Consider the following 21,571-nt stretch of genomic DNA (forward strand, 5'->3'; position numbering starts at 1 on the left):
GAGGGTGCGATGCGATCGCTGTTTCGCCTGCTTGCGCTGCTGTTGCTTGTCGCATCACCCGCGCTGGCCTGGGAGCATTGGGGCGGCGACCGCGGCGGCACGCGATTCTCACCGCTGACGCAGATCACACCTGATAATGTCGGCAGCCTCGTGCGCGCCTGGGAGTTTCGCACCGGCGATCTCGAGAGGCGCCCGCACGATGTGATGAAGCGCACCAAGTTCGAGGCGACGCCGCTGTTCGTCGAGGACAGCGTGATCTTCTGCACGCCGTTCAACGAAGTGATTGCGCTCGATCCCGGCACGGGCGCACAGAAATGGCGCTTCGACCCCAAGATCAGCATCGCGCAGCGGCCGGCCAACCGCTTCGTCTGCCGCGGCGTCGCCTATTGGGTCGACGATCATGCACCTGACGGCGTCGCCTGCCGCTCGCGGATCTTCACCGGCACCAACGACGTGCGCCTGATCGCGCTCGACGCCAGGACCGGCAAGCCTTGCGCCGACTTCGGGACCGGCGGCGAGATTCGTATCGACGCCGGGATGAAGCTGGAATGGCCCGGCGAATTCCAGATCACGTCGGCCCCGGTGACGGGGCGCGGTGTGGTCGTGGTGGGATCGGCGATCGCGGACAACCGAAGGGTCGACGCGCCGGTCGGCGCGGTCCGCGCCTATGACGCGCGGACCGGACAGCCGCGCTGGAGCTTCGACCCGCTGGTGCATGACGGCATCGCCGCCGGCCACAGCAATGTCTGGGCGCCGATGTCGGTGGACGAGGCGCGCGGCCTGGTGTTCCTGCCGACGACGTCACCCAGTCCTGACTTCTGGGGTGGCGAGCGCCCGGGCAACGACGAGCATGCCAACTCGGTGGTGGCGCTGAAGATCGAGACTGGCGAGCTCGTCTGGGCGTTCCAGACCGTTCATCATGATGTCTGGGACTACGACCTGCCGGCGCAGCCCACGCTGGCGCGGATCGACACCGGCGCTGGTCTGCGCGATGTCGTGATCCAGCCGACCAAGCAGGGTTTGGTGTTCGTGCTCGACCGCGACACCGGCAAGCCGGTCTGGCCGGTCGAGGAGCGCGCGGTGCCGCAGGACAGCGCGGAGGGCGAGCGGCTGTCGCCGACGCAGCCGTTTCCGACCCACGTGCCGCCGCTGCTGCCGCAGCATATCTCCGCCGCCGATGCGTTCAGCCTGGTGCCGGGCTACGGCGGCGCCTGCGAAAAGCTGCTCGCCCAATCCCGCAACGAGGGCCTCTACACGCCGCCATCAACGCTGGGCACGGTGGTCTATCCGATGACCGGCGGCGGCGTGAACTGGGGCAGCGCAGCCTTCGATCCCGTTCATCAGATCCTCTATGCCAACACCAGCCACGCCGTGCATATCGTCAAGCTGATCCCGCGCGACGAGGCGAAGGGCTTCAATCCGCCGCCGGGCCATGACTTCGGCCGGCAGGAAGGGACGCCGTTTGCGATGTCGCGGGCGCTTGCGATGTCGCCGCTCGGCTTGCTCTGCAACAAGCCGCCATGGGGCGAGATGGTGGCGGTCGACCTGAAGGCCGGCAAGATCCTCTGGCATTCGACGGTCGGCACCAGCGAGGATCTCGCGCCGCTCGGCCTCGCATTCCACTGGGGCACACCGCTGGTGAACGGCGTCGTGATCACCGCGGGCGGGCTGGTCTTCACCGGCGCGATGGACGCCTATCTGCGCGCGTTCGATGCCAGGTCGGGCCAGGAGCTATGGCAAGGCCGTCTTCCGGTGCCGGGTGTGGCCAATCCCATGACCTATCTCTGGAAGGACGAGCAATATGTCGCAATCGGCGCTGGCGGCCATTCCGAAGCCGGCACCTCGATCGGCGACAGCGTGGTGGCGTTCCGCCTGCCGCGCGTGGGCGAGGGGCCTTCGTTGTGGTCGCTCATGATCGATCGTCCAGGCGGGCGGTTTGCGGCCAAGGCGGCCGCGGCCGTCATCGTGCTCATCGCACTCGTCGCGCTGTTGCGGCGCTGGCGGCGGCGTCGTGTGAGGGCCGGATAGCCGAGGTCGGGCGCATGACTCCCTGCGAGCCAGTACCTAGCCGGGCAGCATCGCGAATGCACTCGACACCATGGCCACCGGCTTGTTGTCGGCGGCGGAAAGCAGCGTGACGCGGCCGAAGCTCATGGTGCGGCCGAGCCGGACCACGCGCGCGTCGGCGAGCACGTCGGACGCAGTCACCGCGCGCATGAAATGGGTGGTCTGGTCGACCGTCGTCATCGGGCGGTAGGCCTTGTTGGCGGCGAGGTTGGCCAGCACCATCGCGGTGTCGGCAAACGCCATCAAAGCCTGGCCGCAGACGATGCCTCCGGTGCGGCAGAGCCGTTCGGAGAACGGCATGCGCAGCACGGCGCCGGGCTGCCAGTCGGCGGCATTGCCTGAAGGCGGCGCGAAGTCGAACTGCTCGATCGACAGGTTGAGATCCTGCACCCACGGCGCAAACACGTCGCCGAGCAGGCGCCGCGCATCGCCGATCCCGAACTCTCCGGCTTGCTGCTGCATGATGTCCCGTTTCCTCCCCAGATGGCTATCTTGTTCTAGTCGCGCGTCACATGCACGCGCGGCGTCTCGCCGCGATTCCAGTTGCCGTCGATCGCCCGCTCGATCTGGGCGGCGAGCTGCAACAGGAGCCCGTCATTGGCCTGCTTCGCAATCGCCTGAATGCCGAGCGGCAGGCCATGCTCGTTGGTGGCAAGCGGCAGCGAGATCGCGGGGATGCCGCAGAGATTGGCGAGCGGCGTGAAGGCGAAGTTGCGCCAGAGATTGGCGAACCAGTCCAGCACCGACGGATTGTCGCTGATCGTAAGAAATTCGGTCGTGCCGACCTTCGGCGTCGGCAGCGCCGTGATCGGCGTCAGGATGATGTCCCAATCCTCGAAGAACGCGCCGAAGCCGCGTGATGTCGTGTTGAAGGTGGCTTGCATCCGGGCGCGATCGGCAAAGCTGGTGTGCCGGCCGTGCTCCCAGATCCGGATGTTGATCGGCTCGATCAGGTCCGCCGGCGGCCGCTGCAGGCCGCGCGCGGCGAGCATGTTGCTGATCACAACGGCGAAGTTGCTGATGTAGCAGGTGGTCTGCGCCGCGAAGGCCTCTCGGTAATCGACCGACGGCAATGCGTAGTCGACGTGATGTCCGAGGCCTTCGAGGAAGCGTCCGACCCGCTCGAGCTCGGCTGCGATATGCGGCGTCGCGCGATGGTCGCCCCATTGGTGCGACAGCGCGATCTTCAGCCGTGCCGGATCGCGGGCAATGGTCGCGGTGTACGGCTCGGGCACCGTCCAGAACGGCATGAACTCGCCTGGGCCGGGGCCGCGGCAGGCATCGACAAAGGCCGCGGTGTCGCGCACCGAGCGCGACTGGCAGCCCTGGATCGAGACCAGCCCGGTGAGGTCCGAGAGATGCGGCGCCAGCGAGAACACGCCGCGCGAGACCTTCAGGCCAATATTGCCGTTCACGCCTGCCGGAATGCGGATCGATCCGCCGCCGTCGGTCGCATGCGCGATCGGGACGGCGCCGGCCGCCACCATCGCCGCGCTGCCGGCCGACGAGCCGCAGGTGGTGTAATCTGTGTTCCAGGGATTGCGCGTGACATAGACCGCGGGGTTCTCGGCCGAGCTGCAGACGCCGAACTCCGGCGTGGTGGTGCGGCCGATCAGGTTGAGACCGGCCTTGCGCATCTTCGTCGTCAGGAAGGTGTCTTCCGCGGCGCGATTGCCGCGCATCATCAGCGAGCCCATTTCCTGCAGACGGCCCTTCAGCGTCGGGCCGAGGTCCTTCATCAGGAAGGGCAGGCCGGCGAACGGGCCGTCGAGATCAGTGCCGTCGCGCGCCGGGTCGGCAATCACGTCATCGAACAGTTCGACCACGCCTGAGAGCGCAGGATCGACCCTGGCGACGGCGGCGGCGGCCTGGGCCGCCAATTCCCGGGGCGTCAGCTCGCCCGTGCTGACGCGGGCGGCGAGTGCCGTTCCATCGTGCTGCGCCCATTCGTCCCAGCTCATCGCCAAAGTCATGTTGTCGATTCCTTTTCTGCTTTGTTTCGCACTGTAAATTGAGCGGGCGTCGGGTCAAACCATCCGAAGCGTGTGGCGGCGCGGGAGCCGGGCGCTGCGCCCGCCGGCTTGAAAATGCCCCAGTTTTGGGGCCTATTGCCCCCGTCAGGGGATGGGGCCGCTCATGTTCCGCAGATTGGTGATGCTGGGCAGCGTGATCGCGATCGGGCTTGCGCTCAGTGGCTGCACGAAGTGCGGACCGATCTGGGATGACTGGGTGCAGTCGCCGAAATCCTGCAAGTCGGACAATCTCTAGCGGGCATGAGAGGTCCGCCGCAGGCGCGCTTGGCGGCGCCTTTTTTGCGGTGATATACCGCTGACGACAATGCGAGGGAGCGTTCTCATGCGAGTTTTGTGCGCGGTTGCGGTCGCGGTGCTGCTGTCGGCGCCGGCCTATGCGCAGATGCCCAACATCAACCTGATGCCCGAGGTCAAGAGCAAGACCCAGGAAGAAAAGGATCAGGACGCGGCTAACGACAAGGCTTACAAAGACTCGCTCAGCAAGATCCCGGATGCCAAGACGTCGTCCGATCCCTGGGGTGCGGTGCGCAGCGATGCGCCCAAGGCGGCCGCCCGTCCCGCCAAGCCGAAGGCCAAGACCGGCAGCACCGCGCAGCGCGGCCAGTAGCGCACGACCACCCGGCATCGATCATCTCGCGGACTCGGATTCCATCGGCGCCGTCCCTATATTGGAAGGGTCGTCAGATGGTTTGGAGTTGCGACAATGGCCTTTCGCCCGCGCGATCTTGCCAGCCGAATGGCCGAGCGGCGGAGCCCGCAGGACGGCTATGTGCGCGAGACCTTCACCTTGCCACGCGACGAGGCGCGGTTGCGGGCGCGCGACTTTCTCGCGCGCTACCCGAAGGCCGCCTATATGAGCGCCGTCGAAAGCTGGCGTGAGCTGCCCGGTGGCGACATCGAGTTCACGATGCGGCGCCTTGCGAGCGCGGACTAGGTCCTGATGCGGCTACCGGAATCCGGCATGCGTCGTCGGTCAAGTTGATCTCGGCACGAGTGTGTCTCATCGGTTCGTTCGGGAAAGTGCTGCGGTCTTGTCCGGATCGCGCTCAATCCGTATCGCCGCGTCCACGAGGCCGGTCCTGCCCGATCTTCTTCAGCTCGCGGTCGATCCGCAACTGCACGCGGCGGATCGCCAATAGATTGAGATTTGTCTCGGTCCTGCCGGTGAAGACCTTATCGCCGATCTGGAAGCGCCATGTCCAGACGCCGGCCGCAACCTCGGTGACGCTGAATTCGACGCCCTTGTGGATCATTGATGGAGCTCCGCGGAAATCAAAGGCGGGCGCTTAAACGATTGGTTGTATTAATAAATAAAGCTCGTCAGACGCGCATTGCGGCGCGTTGCCCCAAGTTCGGATTTCAGTTTTGTAGCGGACCTTCGCGGGGATCCGTCCGCTAGCGGTCGCCCGCGCGTCCAGGGGGCTCGCAATTCGCGCGCAGGCACGGTCGAGCGACATTGTCCGGGCACCTGCTGTGACAAACACCGATGGAACCGGTGTGTTCCCTTGAAGGCTACGCACATTTTTCAGGGGTAGGAGGCGTACCAAGGTAGTACGTGCAAAAACGGATCGATGCCTCAACCAGATTTCCGAAAACGGGCTGGAGTGGGTTCGGGATGCATTTTCGGCTGCTCATTAAGGGTTTGATTTATAGAGATAACATATGTTCTAGGCGAGGCCGTGTTGCCTCAGGAACTTTGTTCTGCCCGGAGAACTACGGACCTTGACGTGGCCCTCGTCGCCGGATCGTGCGCTGTCTGCGATACCGGGAGCTTCGGATGCACGAGCTAATGCGGGAACCGCAAGCGACCGCGCAGCATCAACGATGTCTTCTGTGCTAGCCGCGGATCAGGCGACGGCGCAAGCACAAGTCCCGATGGTGTCCAAGGGCGCCGGGCGATTTCGTTTCAACCCAACGCCGCCCGCTTGAAATACGTGCGAGCGGCGTCGGCTCTAGCCCCAGGAAGGTTGCTGCAAAATCCTGGCCCACATAAGTCTGCACGATGTGCCAAAAAGGTTCATGCGTTTGGGCCCGTATGATTACGGGGTTCCGCGAATTTCCAAAGATTGGATTGGGAGAACATTTGCTACCCATCTCAGCAGGACTACTCGGAACGCTGCTAAGTCGTGGTTTTCTTTCGGTTAAACCGAGCTAGGCCGCTCCCAAATCAACTTGGGCCAAGGGGGATAAACAGGCCAGCGCTCAGGCATCGGTGCTGCCCTAATTAGGACACGCGCCGCGGGAAGCTAGGACACCTACCAATTGAGGTAACCCGGGAGGGCATCTCCGTTGCCACCCTTTCCCGGTACTGTGAATGGCGCTCCGGTGGAGCGCAATGGTGGGACGGCTCCGGCGCGTGCCGCCAAGCCCCGGAAGGTGCGCCGGGGCCGTTTCGAAGCATCGCAACACAACGCCGCCCGCTTGAAATACGTACGGGCGGCGTCTGCTCTAGCCCCAGGAGGGTCGTGGCAAAATCCTGACCTCTATAAGTCTGCACGAAGCGGGCCAAAGGTTCATGACATCACGCCCCGTATGATTACGGGCACGGATAGGAACGAACGACATCGCCCCGGATTGGGGTCTCACTTCGAGTGAGTTCCGCCCTTCGGCCCCGGCGCAGCAACCGCGCTGGGGCCGCTTCTTTTGGGGCGAGCGCGGAGGCGAATTGGGCAAGTCCTAAATCCCGGCCGTCTTGATGGTCCCAGAGGCCAGATCAAATTCGGCGGGGGCTTCGTCAATTGGGATTTCGAATTGAAATTGGACCGCATCCATCCGCGTGACGACGGAATGCTGCCGTTGCCGTTTAAGGAAGGGGCCGCCAACCGAGGCGGCCTCATACTCCGAAAGAGCGTCTGATCTGAATCATCATACGCTGGAGCGCGTCGGTATATCGGCCGTCAGCGAATTGCTGGTCGATTACGTAGAGGGCCAGAATGACGCCCAGGGCAATCAATATGCCTTTCATCAGATGCTCCCACACCTGAAATATCGGGCATCCTATCGGTTGCTGGACGGAGGCACCTCCGGAGAACTCCGGACAGAACAACTTTTTACGCCATAAAATTTTTTGTGGTCGGAACGTTCTTTGACCTCTCAGTAATCCTACTGAGAACGGGGCCTAACCAATTCAGGCCACTGCGAAAATCAAACTAGGCCACTAGAGCCGGAAGCGGGCCAGCGCCCGCGCGCACAGAAAGAACATATTGCGAACATGGAACAAACGTGGTACGCAGTTCCCAGCAACAACGCATTCCGTCTGATCTTATCGCCGTTTGTCCCGCTAGCGAATCCCCGCCATAAGGAGCACATCCCAAATGTCCGCCACTGCACTGCGTATCGTCGAAGGATCCTCCATGGACAAGTCCAAGGCCCTCTCAGCCGCGCTCTCCCAGATCGAGCGCCAGTTCGGCAAGGGCTCGGTGATGAAGCTCGGCAAGAACGACCGCTCGATGGATGTCGAGACGGTGTCGTCGGGGTCGCTCGGACTCGACATCGCGCTCGGCGTCGGCGGTCTGCCGAAGGGCCGCATCGTCGAGATCTACGGGCCGGAATCCTCGGGCAAGACCACGCTGGCGCTGCACACGGTGGCGGAAGGCCAGAAGAAGGGCGGCATCTGCGCCTTCATCGACGCCGAACACGCGCTCGATCCGGTCTATGCGCGCAAGCTCGGCGTCAACATCGACGAGCTCTTGATCTCGCAGCCGGACACCGGCGAGCAGGCGCTGGAAATCGCTGACACGCTGGTGCGCTCCGGTGCGGTCGACGTGCTGGTGATCGACTCGGTCGCGGCGCTGGTGCCGAAGGCCGAGCTCGAGGGCGAGATGGGCGATGCGCTGCCGGGTCTGCAGGCGCGTCTGATGAGCCAGGCGCTGCGCAAGCTCACCGCCTCGATCAACAAATCCAACACCATGGTGATCTTCATCAACCAGATCCGCATGAAGATCGGTGTGATGTACGGTTCGCCGGAGACCACTACGGGCGGCAATGCGCTGAAGTTTTACGCTTCCGTCCGCCTCGACATCCGCCGCATCGGCGCGATCAAGGAGCGTGACGAGGTCGTCGGCAATACCACCCGCGTCAAGGTGGTGAAGAACAAGCTGGCGCCGCCCTTCAAGCAGGTCGAGTTCGACATCATGTACGGCGAGGGCGTCTCCAAGATGGGCGAGATCCTCGACCTCGGCGTCAAAGCCGGTCTCGTCGAGAAATCCGGCGCCTGGTTCTCGTACGACAGCCAGCGGCTCGGCCAGGGACGCGAGAACGCCAAGGCGTTCCTGCGCTCAAACCCGGACATCACCGCCAAGATCGAAACTGCGATCCGTCAGAACTCCGGCCTGATCGCCGAGCAGATCCTCGCCGGTACGCCCGAACGCGACGCCGACGGCGAAGAGCCGGGGGAGTAAGCCTTAAAGGTTTGAATGATTTCGCTGCAGGCGGGCGCTGAGGACGTTGAGTTGCCGACGTCTTCGGCGCCCGTTTCGTTTTTGCGCGTGGCAGTAAACTTATGAAGCGTCTGATACTGACCGGCTGGCCGACCCCGGAGTTCGCCAAGTCGGGTTTCGCCGACCTGGCGGTCGATTTTGCGTTCCGCTTCGTTTGGGGGCCGCTGCCATCTCCGGGCGAACTCGCAGCCTATCTCGGTGCGCGCACACCCGATCTCCGTCCAGGCTTCCATTGGTCGGATTTTGCCAGTCGATGGAATGAGCGCAACGAAAGTGCCAGGAACCTCAGCTTGGCGGGTGCCTGCCAACAGTATGAGATAGTCGAACTTTGGTTCGATATGGACCCCAAGGCTCAGTTGCAACTGGTCTGGCTGCTCGATCATTTCCGGTCCCATCCGCAAGCTGCGACCAAGTTGAGATTGTGCCTGGTCGATTCCGAGATGAAGGGGCTTCGCCCGGGGGCACTCGACAAGTGGCGACCGCCGGTCGTTGACGTTACCGAAACAGAGTTCGCGATTGCGAGTGCGGCATGGCTCGCATATCGGGCGGCGAGGCCGGAAGGCTGCTTTGATCTACTCGGTCGGGATTTGAGCGCATTGCCATTGCTCAAGCCGGCTTTGATCGATCTGCTCGCCGACCTGCCGTCGCCGTCAACAGGACTTGGCGCCACGGAAATGCGGATGCTTGAGATGGTCGCAAGAGGATGCTCGCTAACGAACGCGCTCTTCTATCTCGAGAACTTGCGCCAGACTCGCATTTTCAACGAGAACGAGCTTGGTTATCTGCTTGACGGACTTGCCCTCGGCCCGCGACCAGCCGTGGCGGGCCTTGATGACGAATTGCGCACCCTTGATAGGGACGCGCTGCGGGCTCGTTTGTTCGCGTATCGCCGAAGCGAGCTTTCTCTGACGAAGTTCGGTCGGGGGGGCATCGCGCACAAGGAGGATTTCAGCAGCCACAATCCGATCGATCGCTGGTGGGGCGGCACGCACCTCACCAACGATAATCTCTGGCGGTGGGCTCCAACGCTGATCAAGCCGTAGCCCGCTCAGCCAGGCATCTTTTCACGGCCTGCAATCAGCGCCCGCAAGTCCTCTGTCACGGCGATCGATTGATGTGTCTTCTGATCGGTCGCCACCCACACGATCTCGCCCGTCGCGCGCAGATCGTCCGAGCCCTTGGCGAAGATCGCAAGCGCCAGCGTGATCGAGGATCGGCCGATCCGCGCGACCCGCACGCAGACGTCGATGTCCTCGTCGAACCGGATCGGCGCCTTGTACTCGACCACGGAGCGCACCGTGTGAAAATCGATGCCGGTCCTCGCCACCTCACCGAGGTAGTCGTAGCCGAGCGCGCGAAAATACTCGGTGATGGCGGTGTCGAAGTAGGTCAGATAGTGGGCATTGAACACCACGGCCTGCGCGTCGACTTCGGAATAGCGGACGCGAAACGGGAAATGGAACCAGAAATCCTGGCGCATGAATCCTCCTGCGGCGAACGACCTATGTTGTTCGTCCCGCGGTCAGTGGGGACCTTATGTTGGCCGGATCGTAGATTCGTAGGATGGGTAGAGCGAAGCGAAACCCATCTTTCACGGCGCTTGATTGGCAGTGATTGGTTTCGCTGCGCTCTACCCATCCTACAACAGCGGCCCTTTATTCAGCGGCCTGTGCGTAATCCTCCACCGGCGGGCACGAGCACACCAGGTTGCGATCGCCGTAGACGTTGTCGACGCGTCCGACCGGACTCCAGTATTTGTCGGACCGCGATACTCCGTCTGGGAAGCAGCCCTCGGCTCGGGTGTAGGCCCTGTTCCAGGCATCGTCAGCGATGTCGTGGACGGTGTGCGGTGCGTTACGCAACGGCGAGGCTTCGACCTTGAAGCGTCCGTTCTCGATCTCGGCGATCTCGTTGCGGATCGCGATCATGGCGTCGCAGAAGCGGTCGATCTCGATCTTCGATTCCGATTCCGTCGGTTCGATCATCAGCGTGCCCGCGACCGGGAAGCTCATGGTGGGCGCATGGAAGCCGTAATCGATCAGCCGCTTGGCGATGTCGTCGACGGTGACGCCGGCGCTCGTCTTCAGCGGCCGCGGGTCGACGATGCATTCATGCGCAACGCGGCCGCGCGCGTTGCGGTACAGCACCGGGAAGTGCGGCTGCAGCCGTGCGGCAATGTAGTTCGCATTCAGGATCGCGATCTCGGTCGCCCGCGTCAGACCTTCGCCGCCCATCATCAGGATGTAGATGTAGGAGATCGTCAGGATCGACGCCGAGCCGAACGGCGCGGCCGACACCGGGCCGATCGGATGCGCCACAGCGCCGTCGGTCGCGGGATGGCCGGGCAGATAGGGCGCGAGATGCGCCTTCACGCCGATCGGGCCCATGCCGGGGCCGCCGCCACCATGCGGGATGCAGAAGGTCTTGTGCAGATTGAGGTGGCTGACATCGGCGCCGTAATCGCCGGGCCGGGAGAGCCCGACCTGCGCGTTCATGTTGGCACCGTCGAGATAGACCTGTCCGCCATGCGCATGAACGATGTCGCAGATCTCGCTGATATGCTCCTCGAACACGCCATGGGTCGAGGGATAGGTGATCATCACAGCGGCAAGGTTCTTCGAATGCTTCTCGGCCTTGGCGCGGAGGTCATTGACATCGACGTCGCCTCTGATGTCGCAGGCCACCACCACGACATCCATGCCGACCATCGCGGCGGATGCCGGATTGGTGCCGTGCGCGGAGGAGGGGATCAGGCAGACCTTGCGGTGCGGCTCGCCGCGCGCGAGATGATAACCGCGGATTGCAAGAAGTCCGGCATATTCGCCCTGCGCGCCGGAATTCGGCTGCAGCGAGACCGCATCATAGCCGGTGATGTCGCACAGCCACTTTTCCAGCCGCTTGAACAGCGCGTGATAACCCTTGGCCTGGTCCGCCGGCGCGAACGGATGCAGATTGCCGAACGCCGGCCAGGTCAGCGGAATCATTTCCGTGGTGGCGTTCAGCTTCATCGTGCACGAGCCGAGCGGGATCATCGCGCGGTCGAGCGCGAGGTCGCGGTCGGCAAGCTTGCGCATATAGCGCAACAGCTCGGTCTCCGAGCGATGGGTGTTGAACACGGGATGGGTCAGGAAGGCGCTGGTGCGCTTCAGATCCTTCGGCAGCGCCTCGCGCGCGCTGCTCTCGATATCCGCATAGCTGAGCTTGCCGCCGAACACGTGCCAAACGGCCTCGATGGTCTCGGGCGTCGTGGTCTCGTCGACCGCGATGCCGAGCGTGGTCTCGCCGATGCGCAGATTGATCCGCTCCGCGAGCGCGCGGGCGATGAGCTCATTCTGCTTCGCGCCGACCTCAATGGTGAGGATATCGAAGAACGCCTCGCTATCAGGCGCGAAGCCGAGCTTGCGCAGGCCCGCTGCGAGCACCGTGGCGCGGCGATGCACGGTGCGCGCGATGTGCATCAGGCCTTCGGGGCCATGATAGACCGCGTACATCGAGGCGATCACGGCAAGCAGCACCTGCGCGGTGCAGATGTTGGAGGTCGCCTTCTCACGGCGGATGTGCTGCTCGCGGGTCTGCAAGGCAAGCCGGTAGGCGGGCAGCCCGCGCGAGTCCACCGACAGGCCGACGATGCGGCCCGGCAGCGAGCGTTTCAACGTGTCGCGCACCGCCATGTAGGCCGCGTGCGGGCCACCGTAACCCATCGGTACGCCGAAGCGCTGCGCCGAGCCGACCGCGATGTCGGCGCCGAGCTCGCCGGGCGAGGTGAGCAAGGCCAGCGACAGCAGGTCGGCTGCGACGATGGCGAGCGCGCCCTTTGCGCGCAGCGACGCGATCGCGGGCCGGAGATCGCGCACCGCGCCCGACGTGCCGGGATATTGCAGCAACGCGCCGAGTACATCGGCCTTGTCGAGCTCGGTCAGGGGATCGCCGACGATCAGGGCCCAGCCCAACGGCGCGGCGCGGGTGCGCATCACCGCCAGCGTCTGCGGATGCACATCCTTGTCGACGAAGAAGGCCTTCGCCTTCACCTGCGAGTGACGCTCGGCGAGCGCCATCGCTTCCGCCGCCGCGGTCGCCTCGTCGAGCAGCGAGGCGTTGGCGACATCGAGCCCGGTGAGATCGCAGATCATGGTCTGGAAGTTGAACAGCGCTTCCAGCCGGCCCTGGCTGATCTCCGGCTGATACGGCGTGTAGGCCGTGTACCAGGCCGGGTTCTCCAGGATGTTGCGCTGGATTACGGTGGGCAGGATCGTGCCGTAATAGCCTTGGCCGATCAGCGAGGTGAAGGTCTGGTTCTGCGCGGCGAGCTCGCTCATATGCGCCAGCGCCTCGGGCTCGCTCAGTGCGCGCCCGAGATCGAGCGGCGCCTTTTGCCGGATCGACGGCGGCAGCGTCTCGCTCATCAGCGCTTGCAGGCTCTGCGCGCCGACCGTTTCCAGCATCGCATCGATGTCGCGGGGCGACGGGCCGATGTGACGGCGCACGAAATCGGCGGCGGCTTCGTTGGTCGGCTTGAAGGGCGCGTTCATGGAGAATCCTCTCTGTTCGCCGTCATGCCCCGCGAAGGCGGGGCATCCAGTACCGCCGGGACATCAGCGATCGAGCCGAAGGGCCGCGGCGTACTGGGTCGCCCGGTCAAGCCGGGCGATGACAGTGAGTGCGTGGTCGCGAATGTTGTCATTCTCTCAGGCCGTGTGCGCGGCGTAGGCGGCCTCGTCCATCAGGCCGCCGAGCTCGCTCTTGTCGGCAATCTTCAGTTTGAAGAACCAGGCCTTGCCGCCGGCATCCGAATTGACCAGCGCGGGGTCGGCCGCGAGCGCCTCGTTGACCTCGATCACCTCGCCGGTGATCGGCGCGTAGACGTCGGAGGCGGCCTTGACGGATTCGACGACGGCGGCGGCCTCGGCCTTCTTCAGGCTGCGGCCGACCTTGGGCAGTTCGACGAACACGACGTCGCCGAGCTGCGATTGCGCGTAGTCGGTGATGCCGACGGTGGCGACGTCGCCCTCGATGCGGAGCCACTCGTGATCGGAGGTGTAGAGCGTCGTCATGGATGTCCTCTAGCGCTTATAGGTGTTGGGGACGAAGGGCGTGGCGGCGACCTTGAGCGGCAGCCGCTGACCGCGCACTTCGCCGAAAACGGTGGTGCCGATGGCGGAAAGGGCGGTGGGCAGGTAGCCCATTGCAACAGGTGCATTGAGGCTTGGGCCGAAGCCGCCCGAGGTGACCTTGCCGATCTGCTCGCTCGAGCTGGCATCGGCGAACAGCGCGGCGCCCTCACGCACCGGGGCGCGGCCGTCCGGCTTGAGGCCGACGCGCCGGCGCGATGCGCCTTGCGCGAACTGCGCGAGGATCTTGTCCGCCCCAGGAAAGCCGCCGGCGCGGGCGCCGCCGCTGCGGCGGACCTTCTGCACCGACCATTCCAGCGCGCCCTCGACCGGCGTGGTCGTGGTGTCGATGTCGTGGCCATAGAGGCAAAGCCCGGCCTCGAGCCGCAGGCTGTCGCGCGCGCCGAGCCCGATCGGCAGCACGTCGGGATTGTCGAGCAGGGCGGTGACCAACGCCTCGGCCTTGTCGGCGGGCACCGAAATCTCAAAGCCGTCTTCGCCGGTGTAGCCGGAGCGCGAGACGAAGCAGTCGACGTCGCCGACCCGGCGCGGCCCGGCGTCCATGAACTTCATCGCCGTGACCTCTGCACAAGGCGTCGCCAGCGCCGATTCGGCCTTGGGCCCCTGCAGCGCGATCAGAGCGCGATCGGCCAGCGACACGATCTCGCAGGTATCTGAGAGATGCGCGCGGAGATGGGCCTCGTCCTGGGCCTTGCAGGCGGCGTTGACCACCAGGAACAGATGATCGCCGAAATTCGCCACCATGAGATCGTCGAGCAGGCCGCCGTCATTGTTGGTGAACTGGGCGTAACGCTGCCGTCCCGGTGCGATGCCCAGGATGTCCTGCGGCACCAGCTTTTCCAGCGCGAGCGCCGCGTCCGCGACCTTGCCGGATTTGGGCTTCAGCACGAGCTGGCCCATATGGGAGACGTCGAACAGGCCCGCCCGGCTGCGGGTGTGCAGGTGTTCCTTCAAGACGCCTGCGGCATATTGCACCGGCATGTCGTAGCCCGCGAAGGGCACCATTTTGGCCCCGCGCGCGAGGTGAAGCGCGTGCAGCGGAGTCTGCTTCAGCGGGGAATTATCGGGTGCAAGCATCACTGGGCCCTCGAGGTTCCCGCCGGGGACCCATTCCCCTTGAGAAACCTGCAGAAAGCCCCATCTGTCGCTTTGCCTGAGAGTATTATCCCGTCGGCGGACGCATCGGGCCCTAGCCCGTCAGCGCCTCTTTCCAGATGTCAGACGTCACGCGGTCCTTTTGCCTGAGAGTTTCCGGGGCGGTTGCTCCTTCGGCGCCGGCAAGGCCGGTCTCTCCCGACGTGACTTAACAATAGGTAGGACAGAACCACGCCTTCGCCAAGGCTGTCAACGCGGCCCAAGCTGCTATCAACGGGCTTTGTGCTCCTGCGGCAAGCCCATGATCCGCCTGCACAGTTTCTGGACACCACGGCTGGCAATGTCTAAAAGCGTTCGGCCGGAAATTGACGCTATTTTGCGCCTGGCCGGCCCATTTTCCGATTGGATGAACATGAGCAGCGTCAACGACATCAGGGCGACATTTCTGAATTTCTTCAAGGAGAACGGTCACGAGATCGTGGCGTCGTCGCCGCTGGTTCCGCGCAACGACCCGACCTTGATGTTCACCAATGCCGGCATGGTGCAGTTCAAGAACGTCTTCACCGGTGTCGAGAAGCGGTCCTACCAGCGCGCCACAACCTCGCAGAAATGCGTGCGCGCCGGCGGCAAGCACAACGACCTCGATAATGTCGGCTACACTGCGCGCCATCTCACCTTCTTCGAGATGCTCGGCAATTTCTCGTTCGGCGACTACTTCAAGGAGCGCGCGATCGAGCTCGCCTGGAACCTGATCACCAAGGATTTCGGGCTGAAGAAGGACAAACTGCTGGTCACCGTCTACCACAATGACGACGAGGCGGCGGGCCACTGGAAGAAGATCGCGGGCTTCTCGGACGACCGTATCATCCGCATCGCGACCTCGGATAATTTCTGGGCCATGGGCGATACCGGCCCGTGCGGTCCGTGCTCCGAGATATTCATCGATCGCGGTGAGCACATCTGGGGCGGGCCTCCCGGCAGCCCGGAGGAGGACGGCGATCGCTTCCTCGAGTTCTGGAACCTGGTCTTCATGCAGTATGAGCAGGTGACGAAGGACGAGCGCGTGCCGCTGCCGCGCCCATCGATCGACACCGGCATGGGACTGGAGCGCATGGCCTGCATCCTGCAGGGCGTCGACAGCGTGTTCGAGACCGACCTGTTCCGCCATCTGATCGATGCCACCGCGTCCGCGCTCGGGCATGGACCGACCGAGCAGACCGTCGCCTCGTACCGGGTGATCGCCGACCACCTGCGTTCGTCGGCGTTCCTGGTTGCCGACGGCGTGCTGCCGTCGAACGAGGGCCGCGGCTATGTGCTGCGCCGGATCATGCGCCGCGCGATGCGCCATGCGCAACTGCTCGGCGCGCAGGAGCCGCTGATGCATCGTTTGGTGTGGGCCTTGGTCCGCGAGATGGGCCAAGCCTATCCGGATCTGGTACGCGCGGAGAGCCTGATCGAAGAGACGCTGCGGTTGGAAGAGACCCGCTTCCGCAAGACGCTGGCGCGGGGACTCTCGATCCTCGACGAGAAGAGCGCGGAGCTGAAGAAGGGTGACATGTTCGACGGCGATACCGCCTTCACCCTCTACGACACCTATGGTTTCCCGCTGGATCTGACACAGGACGCGCTGAAGTCGCGCGGCATCGGCGTCGACCAGGCGGCGTTCGACGATGCGATGAATCGGCAGCGCGAGAAGGCCCGCGCCTCCTGGGCCGGCTCGGGCGAGGCCGCGACTGAGAGCGTTTGGTTCCCGCTGCGCGAGAGGCTCGGCGCGACCGAATTCCTCGGCTACGAGACCGAGAGCGCTGAGGGCGCGGTGATCGCGCTCATTAAGGATGGCACCGCAGTCGATAGCCTCAAGGCGGGCGAGAGCGGCGCGATCGTGCTGAACCAGACCCCGTTCTACGCGGAGTCCGGCGGTCAGGTCGGCGACATCGGCGTGCTGAGCGGCGAGGGCGTCACCTTCCGTGTCACTGACACGCAGAAGAAGGCCGGCGACCTGTTCGTGCATCTCGGTACCGTGGAGCAGGGCACGCTGAACGTCGGTACCGCGCTGCAGCTCGAGGTCGATCACGCCAGGCGTTCGTCGATCCGCGCCAACCACTCGGCGACGCATCTGTTGCACGAGGCGCTGCGCCAGGTGCTCGGTGACCACATTGCCCAGCGCGGCTCGCTGGTTGCGCCGGACCGGCTGCGCTTCGATTTCGTGCATCCGAAGCCGATCACGGCGGAGGAGCTCGCGCGTGTCGAGGACATCGCCAACGACGTCGTGCTGGAGAATGACGAGGTCATCACCCGCATCATGGCCGTCGATGACGCCCGCGAGGCCGGCGCCCGCGCGCTGTTCGGCGAGAAGTATGGCGACGAGGTCCGCGTCGTCTCGATGGGCAAGAGCGCCCGCGAGCATGGCCAGAACGCGCTCGGCTGGTCGGTCGAGCTCTGCGGCGGCACCCATGTGCGCCGTACCGGCGATATCGGCCTGATCTCGGTAACCAGCGAGAGCGCGGTCGCCTCGGGCGTGCGTCGCATCGAGGCGCTGACGGGCCGCCATGCGCGCAGGCACGCCAACGACACCATCGCGCTGGCCAAGACCGCCGCGCTTGAACTGCGCACCACCATCGAGGACGTGCCGGCGCGCATCACGGTCCTGATGGAGGAGCGCAAGAAGCTCGAGCGCGACCTGTCGGATGCCCGCAAGAAGCTCGCGATGGGTGGCGGCGCAGCGTCGAACGGCGCGGCCGGCGGCGTCCGCGAGGTCGGCAACGTCAAGCTGCTGGCGCGTGCGATCGAGGGGGTCGAGACCAAGGACCTCAAGAGCCTGGTTGACGACGGCAAAAAGCAGATCGGCTCCGGCGTGGTCGCGATCGTCGGCGTCACCGAGGACGGCAAGGCCGGCATCGTGGTCGGCGTCACCGCCGATCTCACCTCGCGCTTCAACGCGGTCGACCTGGTGCGCAAGGGCTCCGAAGCCCTTGGCGGCAAGGGCGGCGGCGGCCGGCCCGACATGGCGCAGGCCGGCGGTCCCAACGGCGCCAAGGCGAACGCGGCGCTGACGGCGATCGAACAGGCGATGGCCGGCGCCTGACCGGGCATAGACGGCTCAGTTCTTTCGCAGGAACACGTAATCCGCGGTGTAGGGCGCGCTCTTCAGCGCGCCGGCCCTGTCGCAGGCGCCGCTGAGCTGGCCGCCAGACGTATGGATCCGCTGCACGGTGGTGACGCCGGTGAGCACGCCTTCGCCGCGGCGGGAAATCACCTCGAGCTTCAGCCAGGGAATGTCGGACGCGGTGGCGCCGGGCGCGTCGCCGGCGGTGCGCGCGGTCACGGCGCTGCCGTCGACATGCTCCCAGTTCGGCCCGGCAAAGTGCCGGCCGACGGTGCGGCCGTCGGCGATCAGGGTCGCGATCGGCTCGCGGAACGACCAGGCGAGCTTGCCGTCGGTGACCGGCTTGCACTCGTAAACCTGCACGCCCTCGGCGTGGACGGTGAGCACCGCGGTCTCGCCTGGTGCCGCGACGGCGGTGGGCAGGGGGTCGGCGGCGAGCGCCGCCGACCCGGTCAGCAAGAACGTTGCGAGCGTCGCGCCTTTGAAGAGGGCCATGATGACGCTCGCCGCGAGCAGTCCGGAAACGGCAGCCTCAGGCCGCCATCGCCTTCACGAGGTTGTCGGACACCTTGTCGAGGAATCCGGTGGTCGACAGCCAGCGCTGGTCGGCGCCGACCAGCAGCGCGAGGTCCTTGGTCATGTAGCCGTCCTCGACGGTGGCGACGCAGACCTTCTCCAGGGTCGAGGCGAACTTCGCCAGCTCGGGGTTGTTGTCGAGTTTGGCACGGTGGGCGAGACCGCGGGTCCAGGCGAAGATCGACGCGATCGAGTTGGTCGACGTCTCCTTGCCCTTCTGGTGCTCGCGGTAGTGGCGGGTCACCGTGCCGTGGGCGGCTTCGGCTTCCACCGTCTTGCCGTCCGGGGTGAGCAGCACCGAGGTCATCAGGCCGAGCGAGCCGTAGCCCTGCGCCACGGTGTCGGACTGCACGTCGCCGTCGTAGTTCTTGCAGGCCCAGACATAGCCGCCGGACCACTTCAGCGCCGAGGCCACCATGTCGTCGATCAGGCGATGCTCGTAGGTCAGGCCCTTGGCGTCGAATTCCTTCTTGAACTCGCGGTCGAACACGTCCTGGAAGATGTCCTTGAAGCGGCCGTCATAGACCTTCAGGATTGTGTTCTTGGTCGAGAGGTAGACCGGGTAGTTGCGCATCAGGCCGTAGTTGAACGAGGCGCGGGCGAAGTCGATGATGGAGTCGTCGAGATTGTACATCTCCATCGCGACGCCGGCGCCAGGCGCCTTGAATACTTCCCTCTCGATCACGGTGCCGTCCTCGCCGACGAACTTCAGCGAGAGCGTGCCCTTGCCCGGGAACTTGATGTCGGTGGCACGGTACTGGTCGCCATAGGCATGGCGGCCGATGATGATCGGCTTGGTCCAGCCCGGAACGAGGCGCGGCACGTTCTTGCAGATGATCGGTTCACGGAAGATGCAGCCGCCGAGGATGTTGCGGATAGTGCCGTTCGGCGACTTCCACATCTCCTTCAGGCCGAATTCCTTCACCCGGGCCTCATCCGGGGTGATGGTGGCGCACTTCACGCCGACGCCGACCTTCTTGATGGCGTGGGCGGCGTCGATGGTCACCTGGTCATTGGTGGCGTCGCGGTGTTCCATCCCCAGGTCGTAATAGAGCAGTTCGACATCCAGGAACGGGTTGATCAGCTTGTCCTTGATGTACTGCCAGATGATCCGGGTCATCTCGTCGCCATCGAGTTCGACGACGGGGTTGGACACCTTGATTTTTGCCATGACGGAGAGGCCCTCTTGGGAACAGCGCGCTTTTGACCGCGGGTTGGAATACGCGTGCGCTATAGCACCGCCCGGGGGCGGGCGGAAGCGGACCGGTTATGCAGTTTAAGCCCATCTTTTGGCCTAAAATGCTGCCTGCGTGGCGGTGCCCGCGACGACATATCACGTCACGACCAGCCCGGTGATCAGCGCGCCCGGCCAGCGTCCATCTGCCCCGAATTCGCTTCTCATCTTGCGCCACGCCGTTAAAGTGGCGTCTCAAGCCCGGCTTTACAGCTTCGCTTTGATTGTGGTTGATAGCCCGTTCGAGGACGAAGGGCGCGCAGGGCGCAGCCCGCGGCGGCGCCGCCGGAATTCCGATTGAGGATTCGCAAACGCCGCTAACCCTGTTATCTCCCTGGAGAAAATGGTCTTGGGCGAAACCGGTGCGAAGCCGGTCCGCGGCCTCGGCGTAAGGTCTTGAATCAGCCTGTTCGGAAACTGATTCAAAACCTTCCAGACGTTGAATCAGAAAGTGAAGTGAGATGTCCGGCACCGACAAGACCAAGGCAGGGCACGACCTTGCCGGTCCCGTCGTCATCCTGGTCGAGCCGCAGCTCGGCGAGAACATCGGCATGGCCGCGCGCGCGATGGGCAACTTCGCGCTGAGCAGGCTTCGCCTCGTCAAGCCGCGCGACGGCTGGCCGAACATCGCCGCCCAACGCGCCGCCGCCGGAGCCGACCACATCATCGGTTCCGTCGAGCTGTTCGACACCGTCGAGCAGGCGATTGCCGACCTCACGCTGGTGTTCGCGACCACGGCCCGCGCCCACGACCAGGCCAAGCCGGTGGTCGGGCCCGAGGCGGCAGCACGCGAGATCGTTGGCCATGTCGGGCATGGCGGCGGCGCCGGCATCCTGTTCGGGCGCGAGCGCTCCGGCCTGACCAATGAGGAGGTCGCGCTTGCCAACCGCATCATCACCTTCCCGGTGAACCCGGGCTTCGCCTCGCTCAACCTCGCACAGGCAGTGCTGCTGACGGGCTACGAGTGGTTCAAGCTCTCGACCGCGGGCGCGCTGCCCTTCGCGATGCCCGAGCGGTCCGAGCCGGCGTCCCAGCATCAGATCCAGGCCTTCTTCGACAATCTCGTCGCCGAGCTCGACAAGGTCGAGTTCCTGCGGCCGGCGGAGAAGCGCGACACCATGCTGGTGAACCTGCGCAACATCTTCACCCGGATGGACCCGACCAAACAGGACATGCACACGCTGCACGGGGTGGTGATGGCGATCGCCGAAGGGCGCAAAGGCCCGGCCAAGGGCGGCGTGCTCGACGGCGCCCAAGCGACGCGCCTGCGTGCGCTGCTGGCCGAGCAGGGGCAGGGCGGGGCGACCGCCGACAACAGCAGCACCGTCCGCGGGCTGGCCCGGCTGCTCCGCCGCAACCCGACCGATGCTGAGCGGATCCTGTGGCAGGCGCTGACGCGGGACCGCCGCTTCGCCGGCCTGTTCAAGCGCCAGACCCCGGTCGGCCGCCACATCCCGGATTTCGTTTCTTTCACCCACCGGATCGCGATCGAGCTGGTTAATCCGAATGAGAGCGAGGCGATCGCCGCCGACCGCGCCAAGCGCCGCGCCTGGCTCGAGGCGCGCGACTATCGCGTCGTCGACATGCAGGTCGCCGACGTGGAGCGCGATCTCGACGGAGAGCTGGCGCGGCTGGAGGAAAGTCTTCGGCAGCGGCGTTGAGCTTAGCAAGGGCGATAACTTCACCGTTGGGATCAAGTCGGATAGTTCTCGTTTCGAGGTGTAAGCAGCTCGCTCGGTGTCATCACCCGCGAAAGCGGGTGATCCAGTATTCCAGAGACGTCAGGACTTGAGCCGAGAGGCCGCGGCGTACTGGATCGCCCGGTCAAGCCGGGCGATGACAGAAGTGGATGGGGACGCAGCTTTGCATTCTCGCGACACGATGCGTCCGAG

General features: G+C 64.7%; 17 protein-coding genes and 1 riboswitch. Of the genes, 8 read left to right on the plus strand and 9 right to left on the minus strand.

Features of this window, described 5'->3' with window-relative positions:
- Positions 1 to 9: 9 nt before the first annotated feature.
- Positions 10 to 2,028: a pyrroloquinoline quinone-dependent dehydrogenase gene (locus MTX23_RS13010; protein ID WP_280977045.1), complete on the plus strand. Its 2,019-nt coding sequence runs from the start codon at positions 10 to 12 to the stop codon at positions 2,026 to 2,028.
- 36 nt (positions 2,029 to 2,064) lie between these two features.
- Here MTX23_RS13010 and MTX23_RS13015 read toward each other — a convergent pair whose 3' ends face one another.
- Together MTX23_RS13015 and MTX23_RS13020 are read right to left on the minus strand one after the other, a co-directional pair.
- On the minus strand, positions 2,065 to 2,529 hold the full coding sequence (locus MTX23_RS13015) for a PaaI family thioesterase (RefSeq protein ID WP_280977046.1): 465 nt from the start codon (positions 2,527 to 2,529) through the stop codon (positions 2,065 to 2,067).
- A 35-nt stretch (positions 2,530 to 2,564) separates the two neighbouring features.
- On the minus strand, positions 2,565 to 4,040 hold the full coding sequence (locus tag MTX23_RS13020; protein WP_280977047.1) for an amidase: 1,476 nt from the start codon (positions 4,038 to 4,040) through the stop codon (positions 2,565 to 2,567).
- Between the two features lie 163 nt (positions 4,041 to 4,203).
- On the opposite strand from MTX23_RS13020, the gene MTX23_RS13025 reads away from it, so the two are divergent.
- The 3 genes from MTX23_RS13025 (at position 4,204) to MTX23_RS13035 (ending at position 5,034) form a co-directional block, all read left to right on the plus strand.
- A complete protein-coding gene (locus tag MTX23_RS13025) occupies positions 4,204 to 4,335 on the plus strand; it encodes a peptidylprolyl isomerase (RefSeq protein ID WP_280977048.1) in 132 nt (43 codons plus the stop codon).
- A gap of 87 nt (positions 4,336 to 4,422) precedes the next feature.
- Positions 4,423 to 4,707, plus strand: coding sequence for a hypothetical protein (locus MTX23_RS13030; protein WP_280977050.1), 285 nt, complete (start codon positions 4,423 to 4,425; stop codon positions 4,705 to 4,707).
- 96 nt (positions 4,708 to 4,803) lie between these two features.
- Positions 4,804 to 5,034 carry a hypothetical protein gene (locus tag MTX23_RS13035; RefSeq protein ID WP_280977051.1) on the plus strand — a complete coding sequence of 77 codons (231 nt, stop codon included), beginning with the start codon at positions 4,804 to 4,806 and terminating at the stop codon, positions 5,032 to 5,034.
- Positions 5,035 to 5,146: 112 nt separating this feature from the next.
- Here MTX23_RS13035 and MTX23_RS13040 read toward each other — a convergent pair whose 3' ends face one another.
- Positions 5,147 to 5,353, minus strand: coding sequence for a hypothetical protein (locus MTX23_RS13040; RefSeq protein WP_280977053.1), 207 nt, complete (start codon positions 5,351 to 5,353; stop codon positions 5,147 to 5,149).
- Between the two features lie 2,061 nt (positions 5,354 to 7,414).
- On the opposite strand from MTX23_RS13040, the gene recA reads away from it, so the two are divergent.
- A complete protein-coding gene (gene recA / locus MTX23_RS13045; RefSeq protein ID WP_280977055.1) occupies positions 7,415 to 8,500 on the plus strand; it encodes a recombinase RecA in 1,086 nt (361 codons plus the stop codon).
- A gap of 101 nt (positions 8,501 to 8,601) precedes the next feature.
- Positions 8,602 to 9,582 (plus strand): hypothetical protein, encoded by a 981-nt coding sequence (locus MTX23_RS13050; RefSeq protein ID WP_280977056.1) that lies wholly within the window; start codon positions 8,602 to 8,604, stop codon positions 9,580 to 9,582.
- A gap of 5 nt (positions 9,583 to 9,587) precedes the next feature.
- Here the strand turns inward: MTX23_RS13050 and MTX23_RS13055 are convergent, their stop codons facing one another.
- The 4 genes from MTX23_RS13055 to gcvT form a co-directional block, all read right to left on the minus strand.
- A complete protein-coding gene (locus MTX23_RS13055) occupies positions 9,588 to 10,019 on the minus strand; it encodes a thioesterase family protein (protein ID WP_280977057.1) in 432 nt (143 codons plus the stop codon).
- A gap of 175 nt (positions 10,020 to 10,194) precedes the next feature.
- A complete protein-coding gene (gene gcvP / locus MTX23_RS13060) occupies positions 10,195 to 13,068 on the minus strand; it encodes an aminomethyl-transferring glycine dehydrogenase (RefSeq protein ID WP_280977058.1) in 2,874 nt (957 codons plus the stop codon).
- A 156-nt stretch (positions 13,069 to 13,224) separates the two neighbouring features.
- Positions 13,225 to 13,590, minus strand: coding sequence for a glycine cleavage system protein GcvH (gcvH, locus tag MTX23_RS13065; protein WP_280977060.1), 366 nt, complete (start codon positions 13,588 to 13,590; stop codon positions 13,225 to 13,227).
- A 9-nt stretch (positions 13,591 to 13,599) separates the two neighbouring features.
- Positions 13,600 to 14,745 carry a glycine cleavage system aminomethyltransferase GcvT gene (gene gcvT / locus MTX23_RS13070; RefSeq protein WP_280977061.1) on the minus strand — a complete coding sequence of 382 codons (1,146 nt, stop codon included), beginning with the start codon at positions 14,743 to 14,745 and terminating at the stop codon, positions 13,600 to 13,602.
- A gap of 142 nt (positions 14,746 to 14,887) precedes the next feature.
- Positions 14,888 to 14,975: riboswitch (glycine riboswitch) on the minus strand.
- A gap of 200 nt (positions 14,976 to 15,175) precedes the next feature.
- On the opposite strand from gcvT, the gene alaS reads away from it, so the two are divergent.
- Complete coding sequence (gene alaS, locus MTX23_RS13075; protein WP_280977062.1) at positions 15,176 to 17,848, plus strand: alanine--tRNA ligase; 2,673 nt, start codon at positions 15,176 to 15,178, stop codon at positions 17,846 to 17,848.
- 15 nt (positions 17,849 to 17,863) lie between these two features.
- Here the strand turns inward: alaS and MTX23_RS13080 are convergent, their stop codons facing one another.
- Together MTX23_RS13080 and MTX23_RS13085 are read right to left on the minus strand one after the other, a co-directional pair.
- Positions 17,864 to 18,364, minus strand: coding sequence for a DUF3455 domain-containing protein (locus tag MTX23_RS13080; RefSeq protein WP_280977063.1), 501 nt, complete (start codon positions 18,362 to 18,364; stop codon positions 17,864 to 17,866).
- A 37-nt stretch (positions 18,365 to 18,401) separates the two neighbouring features.
- Positions 18,402 to 19,616 (minus strand): NADP-dependent isocitrate dehydrogenase, encoded by a 1,215-nt coding sequence (locus tag MTX23_RS13085; RefSeq protein ID WP_280977064.1) that lies wholly within the window; start codon positions 19,614 to 19,616, stop codon positions 18,402 to 18,404.
- 524 nt (positions 19,617 to 20,140) lie between these two features.
- On the opposite strand from MTX23_RS13085, the gene MTX23_RS13090 reads away from it, so the two are divergent.
- Positions 20,141 to 21,340, plus strand: coding sequence for a TrmJ/YjtD family RNA methyltransferase (locus tag MTX23_RS13090; protein WP_280977065.1), 1,200 nt, complete (start codon positions 20,141 to 20,143; stop codon positions 21,338 to 21,340).
- Positions 21,341 to 21,571: the final 231 nt, after the last annotated feature.

This window comes from Bradyrhizobium sp. ISRA436 (assembly GCF_029910015.1).
In the GTDB taxonomy this organism is placed as follows: Bacteria; Pseudomonadota; Alphaproteobacteria; order Rhizobiales; family Xanthobacteraceae; genus Bradyrhizobium.